General features: G+C 36.2%; 18 protein-coding genes. All 18 read right to left on the bottom strand.

The annotated features are described in order from the left end of the window. Window positions 1-134: 134 nt before the first annotated feature. The 18 genes from RCC89_19705 to RCC89_19790 all read right to left on the bottom strand — a co-directional run bounded on the left by RCC89_19705 (window position 135) and on the right by RCC89_19790 (window position 17,162). Window positions 135-653 carry a hypothetical protein gene (locus RCC89_19705; protein ID WMJ75366.1) on the bottom strand — a complete coding sequence of 173 codons (519 nt, stop codon included), beginning with the start codon at window positions 651-653 and terminating at the stop codon, window positions 135-137. Window positions 654-663: 10 nt separating this feature from the next. Continuing rightward, complete coding sequence (locus tag RCC89_19710; protein WMJ75367.1) at window positions 664-1,044, bottom strand: hypothetical protein; 381 nt, start codon at window positions 1,042-1,044, stop codon at window positions 664-666. A gap of 73 nt (window positions 1,045-1,117) precedes the next feature. After that, window positions 1,118-1,978 (bottom strand): toll/interleukin-1 receptor domain-containing protein, encoded by an 861-nt coding sequence (locus tag RCC89_19715; protein WMJ75368.1) that lies wholly within the window; start codon window positions 1,976-1,978, stop codon window positions 1,118-1,120. 211 nt (window positions 1,979-2,189) lie between these two features. Continuing rightward, window positions 2,190-3,887 (bottom strand): DUF2326 domain-containing protein, encoded by a 1,698-nt coding sequence (locus RCC89_19720; GenBank protein WMJ75369.1) that lies wholly within the window; start codon window positions 3,885-3,887, stop codon window positions 2,190-2,192. After that, window positions 3,878-4,111, bottom strand: coding sequence for a hypothetical protein (locus tag RCC89_19725; protein ID WMJ75370.1), 234 nt, complete (start codon window positions 4,109-4,111; stop codon window positions 3,878-3,880). Before RCC89_19725 ends, RCC89_19720 begins: the two co-directional genes overlap by 10 nt. 9 nt (window positions 4,112-4,120) lie before the next feature. Then, complete coding sequence (locus tag RCC89_19730) at window positions 4,121-4,960, bottom strand: hypothetical protein (protein WMJ75371.1); 840 nt, start codon at window positions 4,958-4,960, stop codon at window positions 4,121-4,123. A gap of 179 nt (window positions 4,961-5,139) precedes the next feature. Further along, window positions 5,140-6,390: a group II intron reverse transcriptase/maturase gene (ltrA, locus tag RCC89_19735; protein WMJ75372.1), complete on the bottom strand. Its 1,251-nt coding sequence runs from the start codon at window positions 6,388-6,390 to the stop codon at window positions 5,140-5,142. A gap of 205 nt (window positions 6,391-6,595) precedes the next feature. Further along, on the bottom strand, window positions 6,596-6,781 hold the full coding sequence (locus RCC89_19740) for a hypothetical protein (GenBank protein WMJ75373.1): 186 nt from the start codon (window positions 6,779-6,781) through the stop codon (window positions 6,596-6,598). 309 nt (window positions 6,782-7,090) lie between these two features. Further along, window positions 7,091-7,906 carry a KilA-N domain-containing protein gene (locus RCC89_19745; protein WMJ75374.1) on the bottom strand — a complete coding sequence of 272 codons (816 nt, stop codon included), beginning with the start codon at window positions 7,904-7,906 and terminating at the stop codon, window positions 7,091-7,093. 253 nt (window positions 7,907-8,159) lie between these two features. Then, on the bottom strand, window positions 8,160-9,059 hold the full coding sequence (locus RCC89_19750) for a hypothetical protein (protein ID WMJ75375.1): 900 nt from the start codon (window positions 9,057-9,059) through the stop codon (window positions 8,160-8,162). 153 nt (window positions 9,060-9,212) lie between these two features. Then, the gene (locus RCC89_19755; protein ID WMJ75376.1) at window positions 9,213-10,172 is read right to left on the bottom strand and encodes a DNA adenine methylase; all 960 of its coding nucleotides are present in this window, start codon (window positions 10,170-10,172) and stop codon (window positions 9,213-9,215) included. Further along, on the bottom strand, window positions 10,157-11,512 hold the full coding sequence (locus RCC89_19760) for a ParB N-terminal domain-containing protein (protein ID WMJ75377.1): 1,356 nt from the start codon (window positions 11,510-11,512) through the stop codon (window positions 10,157-10,159). Before RCC89_19760 ends, RCC89_19755 begins: the two co-directional genes overlap by 16 nt. A gap of 5 nt (window positions 11,513-11,517) precedes the next feature. Then, entirely contained in the window at window positions 11,518-12,141 is a 624-nt protein-coding gene (locus tag RCC89_19765) for a hypothetical protein (GenBank protein ID WMJ75378.1), read from the bottom strand. Window positions 12,142-13,466: 1,325 nt separating this feature from the next. Beyond that, window positions 13,467-13,787, bottom strand: a complete 321-nt coding sequence (locus tag RCC89_19770; protein WMJ75379.1) for a helix-turn-helix transcriptional regulator — start codon at window positions 13,785-13,787, stop codon at window positions 13,467-13,469. A 2-nt stretch (window positions 13,788-13,789) separates the two neighbouring features. Next, the gene (locus tag RCC89_19775) at window positions 13,790-14,131 is read right to left on the bottom strand and encodes a type II toxin-antitoxin system RelE/ParE family toxin (protein WMJ75380.1); all 342 of its coding nucleotides are present in this window, start codon (window positions 14,129-14,131) and stop codon (window positions 13,790-13,792) included. A gap of 167 nt (window positions 14,132-14,298) precedes the next feature. Further along, window positions 14,299-15,540 (bottom strand): group II intron reverse transcriptase/maturase, encoded by a 1,242-nt coding sequence (gene ltrA / locus RCC89_19780; protein ID WMJ75381.1) that lies wholly within the window; start codon window positions 15,538-15,540, stop codon window positions 14,299-14,301. A gap of 368 nt (window positions 15,541-15,908) precedes the next feature. Further along, complete coding sequence (locus RCC89_19785; GenBank protein WMJ75382.1) at window positions 15,909-16,076, bottom strand: hypothetical protein; 168 nt, start codon at window positions 16,074-16,076, stop codon at window positions 15,909-15,911. A 210-nt stretch (window positions 16,077-16,286) separates the two neighbouring features. After that, window positions 16,287-17,162, bottom strand: a complete 876-nt coding sequence (locus RCC89_19790) for a hypothetical protein (GenBank protein WMJ75383.1) — start codon at window positions 17,160-17,162, stop codon at window positions 16,287-16,289. Window positions 17,163-17,181 lie beyond the last annotated feature (19 nt).

The raw sequence follows: 17,181 nt of genomic DNA on the forward strand, positions 1-17,181 counted from the left end.
CAGGCGGGCATTTGACTTGCAGTTCGTATCCGTCGTGATAAAAAGTCTATATAAAGCGATGCAGTTTTGTCTTCTACAATCCGCCCGCTTGCTTATACCTAATGTTAGCGGCAGGCATATATAATTAACACTGATTACCAGTTAAATAAATTGGTCTCTTGTCCGTCAATATCTTTATAAGGCAAATAGTTTATTCCTTTTATAACCACAATAGATACAGTATCACTATTTATGTCTGAATATAAATTTAAACCCTCTCCTGGGTATAAAACTGTAAAGGCATAATGCTCAAGCAAAGATTCTATTTCTCTTTTCTGCTCATAATTGACCATAGATTGGGTAATTGCAGAAATTATTGATCCTGTCTCCTTGGTGTTTTGGTCATAAATTTTTTTAATGAAAACCTTGATTGTGTCAGGAAATTTAAAATCTGAAACAGGTTTTTCAGTTGCAAGTGGCAGTTTTTTAGGGTCGTCATATATTTCAACCTTTAAGTCTAACATTGCTTTAATCAATTCAGATTTATCAATAATTGGATCATCAATCACTACCATCGTTCGTCTAATTTTATCAATTATAGAATATATGTCCCCTTTTTTCAAAAGAATGTATCTATTATTTATATTGTTCAATATTTCTTGTTGAATATTCATAATATCTAATTTAGCTTGTTGGTGTAGTTGACCTAAAAGTAACTCTATTTTTACCTATAGGAAGAATTACTGATTGAACTTGAGGTAAACCAAAAGATTGAGCAGTTATCAACCAATTTATATCATCTGGACTTGGAAAAGGTGTCCCTCGTGGATGTGTGTGTTTAAGGAGAATTTCATTTGAAGAAATAGGCAAATTAACACTATTTTGATTTCCGGAATAAAGGTAGTAGTTAAACTGGCCAATTGTAAACATAACCGCAAACTCAATTTTAAATCTCAATGTAAGTTTTAAAACTAATTGGTCTGATGGTAAAAAATCTAATGGTATTCCTTTTTGTGGAACTCCATGAGATTCAAAAAGAGATAATATATTCTGTTCTGTAAGCATTAATTTGATAATATGATGATTATTTAATTATTGTAATAACATTAATCCACCCTATTATATAAAAAGAACCAGACTAAGGATTTCCATATTTTTCTTTTCGTTCTTGTCTACTTCCATCCAGCATTTCTATAAAGTCTATAAAATTCACTAAAATATCATTCCCATTATCTTCACCCATTAAAATTGCCCTAAATTTAACATCAAAAAAAATGTTCATTTTAATGTCTTTAGTTTTAAATTGACAGACAAAAACTTCGTCATTTTTAACCAGAATATTTAAATTTCTAAAATCATCATTCATAAACATCATAGAAATAATCGTTTCCTTCATTAGCCATCCCATTCCTGATTTTACTTGCATCATGAACCTATCTGTTGCATTTTCACAACCATTTATTTCAACTTGTAGTAAAATTGACTTTTTATCCTTCACCATCCAGTTTACTATATCAATGGTCATATAATACAAGTCATCCTTTATTCCCCAATTTATGGCATAATCAGAAATAACTTCATCATTTGAAGACCTTCCCATATGTTCAGAAAAGAACTTAGAAAGTGGCCGCAATAATGATTTTAAACCTTCGTCAAAATCTTTCCGAAAATCGGCATATACTTTTTCTTTTAGGAATATCGGTATCTTGCAATCGTCAATTATTATTGGAATAACCACAACCTTTTTCTCCTCAAGTTCCCTCATTATTCCAGAATTTAATTCTTTTTTACACCATTCACTATTTATTGAATTATTAGAAAGGACAACAAGCAAATATGAGGAATCACTAAGACCTGCTTGTATTTTGTCAACTAGTGAATCACCGGGCTGCATTTCCCACTTATCAAGCCAAACACGGATCCTTCTTTTAACTAACTCAGTTGAAAGCCTTGTTACAAACTCACTATCTTTTGTTGAGTAACTGATAAAAACACTCATACTTTCACTTATTTTATCTATAATTTTAGGTCTTAATAAAGGTCATGGTCAGCAGTAGTATTCCTTTGCTTGCCGCTAACGTTTAGCATATACTCTGGCCACCGGTTTTTAAGTAGAAAAGTATCCGCCGAGAACTGATGATAGCTAAAAGCTCTGAACTTTCGGCTCCCACTGCACCCGGTGGTCGAGTATATGCAGTGTTATAGGGCGTTTATCTTTTAAACAATTTGTTATTCTCAGCAAGCCTTAATATTATGTATTTTTCAATATCAATGTCAGATGGAATTTTATCCCTAACTATGGGAAGAATGAATTGGCAATTTATCGAGTTAGCTAAATCAACTAAAATAGTACTTAATTGATTATCGTGCATATTTTCAAGCTGGTCGTGCATTATGAAGTGAATAAATTTAAGTTCAATTTCTTCTGCAAATAATACATAGGCGAAATCAAAAGCAGCTATTTGTCCCTTCTTTTTTCCTGTACTTGGGTTTCCTTCAATATTTGTTACAATTAGGTCGTAACCCTTTTCGCTTTTTTGAGTACTTAATAAATACTCTTCCCCATAAAGTTGACTTGATACTTTTGTGAAGTACTTATTAAAGAGAGTAATTCGTTTTTGGATTATGCTGTCCTTTGAATTAATTTCTGAATTAATAGTTTCTAATTCTTCATTAATGCGATTAAGCTTTTCATTAGATGTAATCCAGAGTTTCTTTCTTTCTTCTAAATTGCCTTTCCTTTCAAAAAATGAATTCAATTCAATTAGAACTTTGTCATAATCATCACTATATTCTGAAGCACTTACAAACTCAGACAATTCCTTTTCACGTCTTCTTAATGAAGAAATATCCTTTGAAATAGATTTTAATTTTTCTGTTAATGAGGGTAACTCAACTTCAATGTATTTGATTTTCTCATCCAAAAGGTCATTGTGAAATTTAACAGTTTCTTCAAAAGATACCTGTAAATTAGGTATTAGTTTTGACGCTTTACTATATAATGATTCTATCTGGTTGACATCAATGTTAGTTCTTTCGTTTTCTAATTCTGCTTTGCTTTCGAGAATTAATTCTCGTCTCATATTTAATCTACTTAGTTCAGTAGAAAGTTTTGAAAGGTTTAACTTTAAAATATTTAGCTCATCTAACTGTGCTTCAAATTTCTCATTAAAATTGAAATTCGCCTTTGTTTGTTGAAGTTCCTTAATTTTTGTATGAACTAATTCAAGTTGTTGTTCAATTAATGATAGTTCGCCTTCTTTTTTGAGTCTTTTTTGGAAACTTTCTTCTCGAGTTTTTTCTTTACCTAAAAGTTCCTTCTGATTATGTGTGTCTGTATTTATTCCTAACCAAAAAAGGAATAGAGCTTCATATTCTTCAATTTTTGTAAAAGGATTTAAAACTTTTACAATATTTGCCAACTTGTTCTTTTCGTCACGAATGTTTTTAGAAACAATCTGCTTAAATGTAGGCTTCTCAACGCTTGTATTAAATATTAACTCCTTGAGTTTTAAATCAAATTCTTTCTCGTTTATGATTGTCTCCCCATTAATTTCTTGAATTTTCTTTCCGTACTTTAAGAAATTCTTTTTTATGGTAATCGAATCTATCGGAAAATCCAAGTCGTCAACCATGGTTAAAATAACCAGAACCTCTGTGTTAATTAAAAAATCCTTGATTGTACTATTTTCTTGCTCTTTGAATTCTGAATCTTGGTAAATGTTTTTTCCACTTGAACCCAGACAAAAATCCACAAGTCGTAACACCGTCGTTTTTCCGACATTATTACCAGTAGTTTTTTTATCCTTCTCTACGGTTTCATCCACTATCAAATTAAGTCCTTTATGAAATTCAATTTCACGGATTAAACCTAACTTATTCTCTATTTTCAGTCTCTTTAGAAACATTTTTTTATTTTACCGTTTTCTCCTTTAGCTACTAATCCTAGAATAAATAACCAGTCCAATGTTAATGAATATAAATTAATAGTAATTTCTTTTTCATTATTTATTAATGCGTATAAATCCATATAATCGACTTCTTTATTGTCCTTTTTTTGAAGAACATCAATTAGAATACCACCTAAATAATACAAATCTCTTTCCGGATTAATATTTTTATCAATTATCATGTCTTAAATCTATTTAGGAGGTTCTTCCAAAATATTACAACGCATAAATGCATCAACGATTACTATCATTAAGCTAAAATCAATTGTTTCTTGGTCAAATTCATCTAACTTGTTTGGTGCTTTACATACATTATCCCAAACAGTTTCAATCACTTTATCCAGAATAATATCAGCATTATTCCTTATTTCTTCAATGTCTTTGTATTCCGATTTTACACTAAGATAAATTCGTTTAATATTATGTAAGACTAACTCCTTTTTGGTGGAACCTTCTTTCTCAATTATCTCATAAATCTTATTAAGTTTCACTTGATATGGAGCAAACTCTCTTATTACTGATTCATATCTTATGACGTTATTGAATAAAATCTTTACTTCTGTATTAGGCGCTCTTTCTGTTTCAGGTAAATCAAGAATTTCATCCATTTTAGAGCCAATTGTATTAATTACTTTGTTTAAAGCTAATGGATGTTTTGATAATAAATTTTTACTTGAAATCAATTCTAATATCTTTTTTTCGTGGGTACTTTTCCACTCTTTTAAAAGAGGAGTTGGATATTGATTTTCATTTTCCTTATTATCAATTATCACGTGATGTTCGTCACAAAGCAAAATTAAATTATCAAATCCCCTTCTTTTATCATCGGTCATATTCTCATCAAACCTTGGGCCTTCCTTACTAGCTGCTGCAATATGACAAATTTTACTAATTATTGAGATTCCATCTTCAGCAATCAATTTCTTTGAGCAACTGGGATGGGCGCATTCATTTCCCGAAAGAGTATCTAACCTCCTTACTGTTGAAGGCTTGTATTGTCTAGCCTTGTCTTTCGATTCCTTTTTCCCCATTATTCATCTACTGATATTTTGCAAAGTTACTTAATTTGTTTGTCATTCTGTGTACCTAAAATGCCCTATAACGTTTAGCAGTCGAGTAGGCAAGGGGAATTTCACCCCAAGCCTCTCACAGAACCGTACTTGATAGTCTCCCATCATACGGCTCTTGTTATACAATCTTAAGCGTTAGCCTATTTAAATCCTAATTGCCAATGGTAAAATAGATTAGGAAATTGCTCTCTAATCTGCTCAAGCCAATTGTAGGCCTTTTTCAGGCTTGTTTTATAACGCTTGTACCTTTTCCTTGCCCACCGGACAATCCTCTGTGACAGTATACGAAATACCGGATGAAGTGCTGACTTCCGATATTTGCCATAATAGTTTACCCAACCCCTTATAAAGGGATTTAAGTATCCTGCTATTCCGACAATGCAGTGGAAACTCAGCTTTTCAAAATCCAACGCTTCCAATTTATCTGCAATTCGCTTCTTTGACTTTATACTGATAGCACAGTCATAACCTACGAACAGTTTCCCCGCTTCTTTCGAACTTGTGGTTCGTGGTTGAAAAGAGAAACCTAAAAAGTCAAACTTTACAACAGGGAATTTTTCTGTTCTTCGATAGTCGCGACAGTAGACAAGTTTGGTCTTTTCTGGATGAAGTTCTAGTTTACACTCCTCCATACGGTACTGAAGAGACCTTAGAACATATTCTGCATGAGGCTTTGAACGACAGTGAAGTATGGCATCATCGGCATATCTGACATATTTCACTGAAGGGTGGTTGCGGTCAAGCCATTTATCCATACCATAATGAAGAAACAGGTTTGCCAGTAACGGGCTGATAACACCTCCTTGTGGCGTGCCTTTTCCTTGCTTTTCAATCAGGGAACCTGATTTACTTTGCACGGGGGCTTTTAACCACCTCTCGATATATAGCAGGCACCATTTTTCCGGCACATGCTTCTTTACTGCCAGTAATAACTTGGAATGGTCTATATTGTCAAAGAATCCTTTGATATCAAGGTCTATTACCCAGTCAGACCTTTTACAGTTTAATCGAACAGCTTGTAATGCATGGTGTGCACTCTTGCTTGGACGATAACCATATGAGTCGGGACTGAAGACCTCTTCGAACCTTGGTTCCAGATATTCCTTGATTACCATTTGAGCTACCCTGTCACTTATGGTGGGGATTCCCAGCTTCCGCAATTTACCGTCGTCTTTTGGTATTTCTACCTCTTTAACTGGTGGGGGGAAGTAGCTTCCTGAAGCCAGCCGGTTCCAAAGTTTGTACAGGTATTTTGACCTATCGGCATCAAATTCTTCCATGCTGACAGAGTCTATACCTGCCTTCCCTTTGTTGGCTTTGACTTTCTTATAAGCTCCCCAAACCATTTGACGGCTTATGGGTACTGATTTTGTCTCATTCCATAAAATCATCCTCTTTCGGAGTTGTTAAATGTAATTGACTGTATAACCTAACCCCTTCGCTCCACTCCCATTACAGGAGCTTCATCACTACTACGAGTTAGTCCGCCCCTGCATAATGCACCGGTATTTTGCCTTTAGGTTGTTCCTATTGTGCATTTCCCTTTGAGGGCTGGAACTGTCCCCAGCCTCAACACTATGCAGGTTCCCAAGTTCCTTAATTGAGCCTGAATAAAGTCATGCCGCCTGAATGACGCCCATCGTTCAGCCAGTAGACAGGTTTCCGCTGAACTCTTAACTGCATAGCATACTCTACAGCTTTTGATGGAATGTGGCTGGTTCTCGACACCTCATCAGCGGTTACGGTTAGTTCATCTCTTTTATTCTTACCTGTAGTACTCATGGTACTACTTTTCCTGAACGCTCAGCACCATAGCTCTTTACTACAGCACCTTCAGGTGGTTTGGAACCCTCTCCTGTAAGACGATTCCGGTGGGCCAACCTTACAAACGGTCTCCACCATCTCAATTAAAGCATGCAGTGTGTTTAATGCCGACACTGCTTCTTGGCACACTATGGCATGGCCAGCAGTTTTTAAAGCAGTTACGTATCCTCCGAGACTAGGATTGATAAAGCTCTAAAGCTTCGGTTCCTACAGAACCTGCTGGTCTGCTATATGCATTGTTGGCGGTTCGTTGTTTTTTTCGTCCGTCTATTTTAGTTTCGTCATTGTTCTACTTTCAAGCAATGATTTCATTTGTGTTATGGCAGTTTTATTGAGTTGGATTAGTCGCTCGTTTTGTGTCAAACCTTGCCGGATAAGTAAAGCGTTTATGCTTTCCATATTGCTTAACACAACCAACTGCTCCAATGTCGCATTATCTCTGATGTTTCCGTCTTTGTTGGGATTGTTGTCTCGCCATTCTTTTGCGGTAACCCCGAAAAGTGCAACGTTCAATAAATCAGCTTCGTTGGCGTAAACATAACTTGCTTGTTGTTTAGTAATTTCACTCGGTATTAAGTTTTCTTTGATTGCGTCTGTGTGAATGTGGTAATTTACTTTCGCCAAAGTTCGTTGTAAGTTCCATTCTAATTTCAGACGGTCGTTTTCTTCGTTCTTTAGGCGTTGAAATTCCTTAATCAGATAGATTTTGAATTGCGGACTAATCCACATTCCAAACTCAAAGGCAATGTCGGGATGTGCGTAAGTCCCCCCATATCGACCTGCTGTTGCTTTCAATCCAATAGCATTTGTTTTTTCAACCCAATCTTTGACACTAAGTTTGTAGCTATTCAATCCTGCCTGACTTTTAATTATGGCGAATTCGCCATAATTAAAATCTGGGTTGTAAACTGTCTCCCAAATTCCAAGATATTCAACAGTATTTCTGTTACGAAGCCAATCGGAAATAAAAAAATCTCCGTCTTTGGCTTTAAGCATATCGGTTAAGGAAATATATTCTTGCTTGTTGTCAAGAATAATAGTTATTTCTTTGCCTTCTACTTGTATTTTCTTACTTTTTGCCATATTCAGCTCTTGTAGACAATAAAATTAAGAAAAACAAGGTATTTGGTGTCCCTATCTTCCTATAATTTTAATTTTTCGTTTGGTATTTGTCAGAGCATGATTTATTGCTGTGTCGTTCGTTACAATGACCGCCAACGTTGATATATGCCTCGGTGGGGGATTTCAAAGCAGTTAATTATCCACCGATACCAAAGTAAGATAATGAGAAACAGCCTGACTTACAATACCCGCCCCCACTGAGGTATATATACTGTTATGCGGACGGCTTTATTTTCTGTTCGTTATTCATCTTCTCATGATTTGGAATAAAAATATCTACACTTCCAAATGAGAGTTTGTTGAAATAATTTGGGTTTTCAATATTATGCGTATTTGTCAAAAGTAATGGCAAAATAGCTACAAGTCCAATTATTACCGTTACACTATGTTTCGGATATTTTGCGATTACAAAAAGCAGCAATGCTGCACCAACTGCAAGCCCTATCTTTTCCCCATCAGAAAGTTTTATTGAGGAAATAAGTTCTGCGGTTTTTTGAAAATTTTCATGTTGAACTTCCTTTTTACTGTTCTCAAATTCTGCTGGCGCAATAAATCCACTGTAAACCCCAAAAAAAATGTCACTACTTGAAATATCGTTGCCAACAATAAGTGCACGAGGCATTAATAATTTTTTATTTCCGATAATATGAGGCAAAGAACTTTCTCGTTTGTCCTGCTTAGATGTTTCAGTTTTTAGGCTGGGGTATGTCAAGGAGTTCAAAAAATTTTTTCCCTTAACTGGGTGTGTATGAAATTTTACAGGAAGATAACCTTGTGAAAAAAGTTCGTTTAAGGCTTGATTTAATTGTATTCTGTCAGACAAATAGGCGTTTGATTTATTTCGGCCATCATTTCTCGGATTATCTTCAATAGCATTTCTAATGTAGCTTACTTTGTCAATAATGAGAATAAATTCTTCATTTTTTCTAGTTGGCTTCGCCCATAGAACACCACCTATTTCTTCGTCTGTTTTATAGTTTCTTTTTAAGTCAGACACAATTTCTTCATTTACTCGAAATCTGCATGGCGTACTCAAATGAAATAGTTCATCGTCATCAACAGTCCTTGTTTCTAGGAAACCTGCGTTTTTATATTCTATTAGTTTTTGTTCCATTCTAATTCAGGTATATATTGGGTAGTGTCTTTATTCTAGCTGCCGCCTAACGTTTGAGTGTATAAGTAGTAGCGGATTTCGAAGCACTTTCCTTTCCGCTTAGCACAAGGTTTTTTAGAAGCACAGACCTTCGATTTACCACTTAACCCGCTATTACTTATACACTTTGTTGGGCACAGTATTCTTCCTTTTTTCAATCCAATTGGCCTTTAAACCAAGTAAGTCAATCTTTTTTATTTCAATCTTATTTGTCGGGTTATGGATTTCAGGTACTATTAAATTATGTGAGTAAATCATTATTTCTGTTCCTTTTGAAGCATTAGCTGCGTGGTAATTCAGCTCGTACGTTCTTTGTAGGAAAGGTTGATAAAGATTTCTGATATTCACGTCATTGTCATACGAAACTAGCCAAAATCTATTTTTTAGCTTTGAGATTATTTGAGAAATCTGTTGATGGTCTGCGTGCTCGTAAAAGTTGATATAAAGGTCTTTTCCTTTGTTGTAATAAGGTGGGTCAAAATAAAAAAGAGTCTTGTCGGGCAGTTCCTTATCCAATCTATTCGTTAAATCAACCGCATCTAAGTTGTATAAGGCAATTCTATTTTTGTAACGGCTTATTTTCTTTATTCGCTGGATTAAATCGTCTTTATTAAATCTTGCGTCAATTTTCCAATCACCGGTTTGATTTTTACCGCCAATTACTCCTGCTTTTAAGATTCCTGACCTATTAGTTCTGTTTAGGAAAAAAGTTGAAAACCCAATTTCAAGGTTATTGTAGTTATTAGGGGCTTGCTGTATTTCCTTCTGCTTTTCCCAATTCTTTATTGTAATATCAGTTTCAATTATTTTTTCGCAAAGTTCGTCTGTTTGGTTTAATACGCTGTCCCAAAATGCATAAATTCGAAAGTCATAATCATTAATATGGATTTTTTGGACGTATTCGTTGAATAGCAATGAAAGAGCAACGGACGCACCACCCGCATATGGTTCAACATAGTGGCCATCTGTCAATAGGTTATATTCAATAAGTAATTGAACGTAATGCGACAGTTTTCCTTTTCCGCCTGGGTAACGAAGGGGCGAATAATAATTTGTGTTTAAATTAATTCCCATAGTTTTACAAAAAATATTTCTAAGTTATCCCAATTCTTTTTCAACTGTTCAGCATCTGGATTGAAGTCTTTGTTATGTACAAAGGCATTGAATGTGTCAATTGAAAAAATACTGTCTTTCATTGTAGAAGCAGTATATGCACCTTTTAATTTGTTTTTATCAAGCACTCCTTTACTTTCTAAGTCTGATGCTACGGATTTTAGTTTATGACTTAATTTACTATTCTCGTTAACTCCTGTAATTGGATTTTTTTCTATGTAACTATCCATCGACAATTCAATGAACACACGAAAAGCAATGGCACCTGAGTTTTCAAAATCCCTTAAATCAAGGTCTTTGAGTTCGTGGTAAATTTTATTAACTCTAGGCTGACTAATAGGAATTATTGTGCTTTTAGGAATAATTGTGTGCCGTTTAGAAATCAACGGATTACTTTTTTTGCCTTTTGGCTTGTCTTTTTTGGGGTCAGCTTTCTTTGGTCTAGTTGTGCTAATCAATTCCCAATTTCCTGATAGTTCCTGAGTTTTGTCAGGCAGGTCTGTTTTCTTAAAAGTTTCAAGATAGTTGAGACGGTCGTCTTTATAGTAAATGTCTTTAACTGTAAAATCTTTTCTCAATAAATCATTTGCGGCTTTGCTTAAAGGTTTTGCTACTTCTGATGGTTCATATCTAGTAATGACCTTGCCATCTTTGATATCAATTCCTGCAACTCTTCTAAAGTCAGGGTCGGTAACCAAACGTTGAAGTGAAGAAGATTTTACTTTGCTTAAATTCTTTTTAAGTTCAGAGTCAACGGAATCTTCTTTTTGCAAAAAATCAATTACTTGTAGTGCATAACTTGAAGTTCCTTTAACTCGCTCATCGTAACGGGCTTTTTGTTGAGCATCCCAAACAACAGTTCCAACTCCATCGTTTTGGCCTGTATGCTTTAATTCAATCCAATGCTCTGCTTCCTTTTCTTCATCAAAAAGTATACAAGGCACCTTTTCAATAGGTGATTTTGAGTATTGTTCAGATAGCTTTTTGAACTTATTTAAAAGGGACTTATTCGTTTCAGGAATTAGGTCGGGATTTTCAAGCAGCTTTAGTGCAGTAACTCTTCGATTACCTTCTAATACATTATATTGATTTGGCTGTTTTTCGTGTTTTGTTACAAAAATTGGGTCGCCTGGGTTTAACCCTTCATTGGTAATGTCTTCAGCTAACTTGGCCAATTTTTCTCCTTGGTCTTCAATCATTGTCTTGATTGCTTCCCTTTGATTGCCGACCATCTCAAATCTGGGATTTTCGATATTTATGTGTAAATCGGCTATGTCCAATAATGTTCGTTTATGGCTCATTTTGTTTATGACTTTAAAGCGTTAATCATTCCTGCATATTTTAAAGAATAACTGTCTCGATAATTATTTTCAAAGTTTTGAATCTCTTCGGGGTTCTCTAGATGCCAATAATAATACAGATGCTGTCTGTCGTTTCCCCTTTCTACTAAAAGCGGAATGTTTTCTATATTAAGCTGTGGTAAATTTTGCTTTACCAACCTGCATTGACCGGGCTGAATTTTTGGCTTACCCGTTTCGTTGTCTAAAAATGACTGAACGTATGCACCACCATAAATCGCATTCTTTTCAATTCCCTGAAATTCAATTTTTCCCTGATAATCAAAAGAACCGAATGAAATTGATGTCGTCAACATATAGTTCCTTTCGATCATTCTTTTGTTAATTTTCTTCACGGCATCCAAAATACTCAAAAGTTTTGTCTGGTTGTCTCCATTTCGAGAAAACAAAATTCCACAATCAGATACAAAGAATCCTTCTACATTGTCAGTTTCTCTTAGCACATTGAAGCCCGTCTGATAAAAATATTTTATGGCTTCTAGTGCAGTTGCGTCATTTTTCATTAGTTCTTTAAAACCTGAAATGTCAGTAAATGCAACAAATGTATTTCCGTTAAAGTCTGCTATTGGCATAGTGTTGTTTTATATTGTGCCCAACGTCAGGCTATGAGAGGCCGCAGTTTATGTACGCCAACCTCGAAGCCTTGTAAAGTTTAAATATAACGAATAACAGAGAAATATCAACGATTACCTGCGGTCTCTTATAGCTATTGTTGGGGGCTGTAGTATATTGACAAAGCTCTTCAGCTGGTGGCTATCGGTGTTTTAACAGCTTTCTTTCCGGTTGGTTAACACCTGACGGCAAGAGCATCTTAGAATCACAGCTTTTGTGGTTCTGTTTAGTCAACTCTTATTCAATCTCTTATCTTCACATACCAAAAACCCGTTCAGGTTAGATAGTTAAAGAAAGTATAGATATTAGGTTTAAGCCATTCTCCTGTTAAAAAGATATCTCTTTATTTTTTAACTTTTAACAGCTTTCCTGTTGGCGGTGCAGTATCATATTAATGAGCAGCTGCGTTTTGCCGCGACGAAAGAAAATCCGTTCCGGCGCCGTAACTATAAGTTAGTAAAGGAATCGTATTTTATCCTGCGATAGCTTACCAACCTGCCCCTTTTTAGGAACATGGTTTTATAGCAGATATGCCTGAGATTCGCAATCTATAGCCCCCAACGTCAGGCTATGAGAGGCCGCAGTTTATGTGCGCCAACCCTTGAAGCCCTGTAAAGCTTAAATATAACGATTAACAGGGAAAAGTCAACGATTCCTGCGGTCTCTTATAGCTATTGTTGGGGGCTGTAGTATATTGATAAAGCTCTTCAGCTGGTGGCTATCGGTGTTTTAACAGCCTTCTTTCCGGTTGGTTAATACCTGACGGCAAGAGCATCTTAGAATCACAGCTTTTGTGGTTCTGTTTAGTTGAACTTGTTCAACCTCTTATCTTCACAAACCAAAAACCCGCTCAGGTTAGATAGTTAAAGAAAGTATAGATATTAGATTTAAGCCATTCGCCTGTTAAAAAGATATCTCTTTATTTTTTAACTTTTAACAGCTTTCCTGTTGGCGGTGCAGTACCATATTAATGAGCAGCTGCGTTTTACCGCGACGAAAGAAAATCCGTTCCGGCGCCGTAACTATAAGTTAGTAAAGGAATCGTATTTTATCCTGCGATAGCTTACCAACCTGCTCCCTTTATTGCAACATGGTTTTATAGCAGATATGGTTGAGATTCGTAATCTATAGCCCCCAACGTTGGTGTAACCGATGCTGGGGATTTTAAAAGCAGTTCTTTATCCACCGGCAGAAAGAAAGATAGAGAGAAAACGCCTGACTTACAAGCTTCACCCCCCCAGTATTGGTTACACATTGTTCTCGGCAGGTTTTATTATTCTTCCGGTTAGGCAATGTCCATTTTTTGATTTAACAATTCCACATTAAAGCTGATTTTAGCATTTAGAGCTTTAAATACCTTAATTATTGTTTCAAATCTGGCATCGGTAAGGCTATTTTCTAATTTGGAAATCTGAGCTTTCTTTACCCCAACAAGTTCACCTAATTGTTCCTGAGTCAAATTTCTTTCTTTTCTTGCTTTTTTAATCGCTTCTCCTATCAAATCAAGTTGCAATTCATACTCAAAAGCCTCACGTTTAGGAGTCCCTCTTTCCCCAATATGTTTATCTGTTATCTCCTCAAGAGTATATTTCTTTATTTTTTTCATTTTCAATTACCTTTTTGTTCAAAGTATAATTTTCTAAGCCGTTCTGCTTTATCAAGTTCTCCCGTAGGAGTCTTGCCTGTTTTTTTAATAAGTCCATGCGTTGAAATTACAACTGTGCTGGACTTATCAGACTTATCCCAAAAAGCAAATAGCCTGTAATAAGTCTTCTTATACAATGTTCTGAATTCCCAGATTTCGCCGGATAGTTTCTTAAAAAGCTCATTATCATTTATTACCTGAGCTTTCCGGATGTTAAAGATTATCTTTTCCCTTGCCTTATCATCCAAACTATCAAGAAATTCCGCAGCCTCCTCCAGAAATTCAACTTTAAATTTCTGTTCCAAGTATTTAACGTTTGTACAAAGGTAAAAGTTTCTTAATAAGGAAACAAATTATAATGGGTAGGATTTTTTGAACTTGCCGAGAGTCGAGTCACCCCGGGGAGTTTCACCCCAAGGTTCTCACAGAACCGTACGTGAAAGTCTCCCTTCATACGGCTCTTCCTGTTCAGTCACAAATGTATTGCTACTTTTGGATATACCAATTTCCAGTGTGCGAATAAGTCTGGTTTTGCTTTATACTTTTCCCTGAGCCATCTGTTAGCAGAGCGCTTGTACAACCCCTTCTCCCATTTCACCCACTTCAATAATCTGTTGTTTAGTTCGTACCATATCCTGCGGGTGTGGTTTGACCATTTATAGCAATAATAATTAATTACTCCCCTGATTACAGGATTCAGTTCACGGGCAAGTTCTTCAAGGCTTTTACGCCACTTATGAATTTTCTTTCTCCTGAACTTTTCCAGCACACTGATTACGGATTTATGGCTGATATGGAATCGTGGCATTAAACGCAGACCTGACTTCAGTCTTGTCCATTCCGGACGAAAGGTGAAGCCCAGAAAATCAAAGCTCCGGCAATACTTATTTTCAGATTCCCCCCGAAGGTTTATTATTTTAGATTTCTCCTTGTTCAGTTCCAGCTTACAGGCTGACATGCGTCTCTGAATCTTGTCACGCATGTATAGAGCCTGACTTTCTGATTTGCAATGCACCACTATGTCATCAGCATACCTCTCAAACGGTTTTCGCGGATGGTATTTCTCCATCCACTTGTCAAAGCATACATGCAGAAAGATATTGGCCAGTAAAGGGCTAATTACTCCACCCTGAGGTGTTCCACTTGTCCTGTCTATATAGCATCCATCCCCTTGTATGATCCCTGCCTCTAACCATCTTTTCACATACAACAGAACCCACTTATCCTGGCAGTAATGCTCAACTGCCTTTAGGAGCATGTCATGATCAATTGTATCAAAGAAGCTTTTGATATCGAGGTCTATTGCCCATTCGTGGTTAAAGACATTGGCCCATGCCTGATTTACCGCCTGATGGCAGTTTCTACCTGGACGATACCCAAAGGAGCTGTTGTGAAACTGAGGTTCCATGATCCGCTCAAGATGGGTTTTTACTACTTCCTGAGCTATACGATCTAAAATGGTGGGGATTCCTAATTTGCGTACCCCGCCTGACTTTTTCTTAATCGCTGATTCTCTGACGGGCATTGGAAAGTAACTGCCTGAGCTCAGCCTGTTCCATAGTTTATAGATCTGAGGCTGTAGATCTTTATCTAACATATCCCAGTCCATTTTATCTATGCCATGGCTGCCTTTGTTGGCTCTTACTTTCTTATATGCACGCCACACCATGATTCTGGTTATTGGCTGTGACTTTGTCTCGTAATAGTCAATCATCCCATTCTTAATGGTTGTTAATAATTCTAAGACTAAACAGGCTAAGCCCTTCGCTCCACTCCCATTACAGGAGCTTCATCACTACTACGACTTAGTCCGCCACCGCTGTTTCATGCTATCCTTGCATGTCTGCTTCCCTGTTAGGGTTCACAGAGCAACAGCGACTTCTCTTGTTCCATACAAATGCCTGTACTGAGTTCTTGCCAGCTTTGCCCCGGGTGTTATGCAATCAGTAATCAGAGCGCCCATTGCACTTATAACAGGTACAAACGTACTTACCTGCTTTCAACACCGTTTCTTTTACATTACGAGACGTAATTTAACCGCTGGTTTAATCTATTCAACTCCTCAGTCCGCACCTACGGGAATCATAGCTCCCGTTTTTCCTTATCGTTCACCACAAAGGAAGTTTCCGCCCAATGCAGCATAAGGTGGTTTGCAAACTGTTTCTGACAACCGTCTGCGGAAGGCCTATTCATTTCTTGATTCATTGCTTCTTTGGCCGGTTCAGTTCGCTCGACCTCCTTCTGAAACACAATGTCCTGAAATGTCTTCCATCATTTGTACAGCACTCTCCTTTTGTTTTAGTGTCAGGAGATTCAAGACACACACGGTTTGTATAAAAAACGGGCAGCAGTTTTAAAAGCAGTTAAGTATCCCCCGAAACCGCAGCCAGAGAAAAGAACTGAAGGCTCGGCTACCACTGAACCCGCTGCTCTTTTTTATATATTGTTAGCAGCAGCCTTTTACTCATTTTTTAGTCTTGTAATGCTTGATGCAGGGATATCAATTTCAAATTCTGTTCTCAATACTTCCAATACCAAATGAATTCTTGTCGATATAAGAATTGAGTTTAATTTATTTTGTTCAATTATCTGACCAACTAACTTTGGTTTTGGAGTTCCGTTGATTAAGAAAGTCGGCAGATACCAAACACCACAACCGCTTACTCCTTCAGGACTTTTATTGGCTTGCACCATTCCATTACCAAAATTTTTTACTTTCATTTGTCGATAGTCAAGTAAAATATTAGAATGCTGGTCAAAGTTTAAATTTTTATAGAAATTTTTAGCGGAAGCTTTAGTTAAAAAAACAAATGGTGAAACAATCAGCTTTTTTGTTTCCTTTTTCTCAACTGTATTCCGCCAAGGGAATCCAACAATTAAGTATTTTGATTCAGAAGAAACTATGTGGTTGAAGTCTATGTCTTCGTATTGTAAAAATGAGTATTTACTCGAAAGTGCATTTGCAACATCATCTTCAAGTTTCCAAACAGCAATGTCTGTCTTGTCAGCATCTTCACTTTCGCTTGGATTGACATATTTTACTATTCCATTTAGAACATAAAACATGTCCTCAATCATAATTCCGATGTCATCAGGTGTATTTGACACCAAAAAATGTCCTGCTGTAATTAAAAACCTTGTATTCTTTACTTCAATTAGAATGCCACTTGCTTCTGCTTGAGGTATTATGTTCTCTGTTTCATTTGATAATTTGGTGTATAACTGCGGAGTATACTTCAAAATTTCCTTTGCATATATGTCAACTGATTTGCCGACAATTTCCATTGGTTTTTGTTTGCCTGTCAAAATCGCTTTAAGTTTTTCAAGTTTATTCATTTTTCAATTGAAGAATGTG

Source organism: Cytophagaceae bacterium ABcell3, from assembly GCA_030913385.1.
GTDB lineage: Bacteria > Bacteroidota > Bacteroidia > Cytophagales > Cytophagaceae > ABcell3.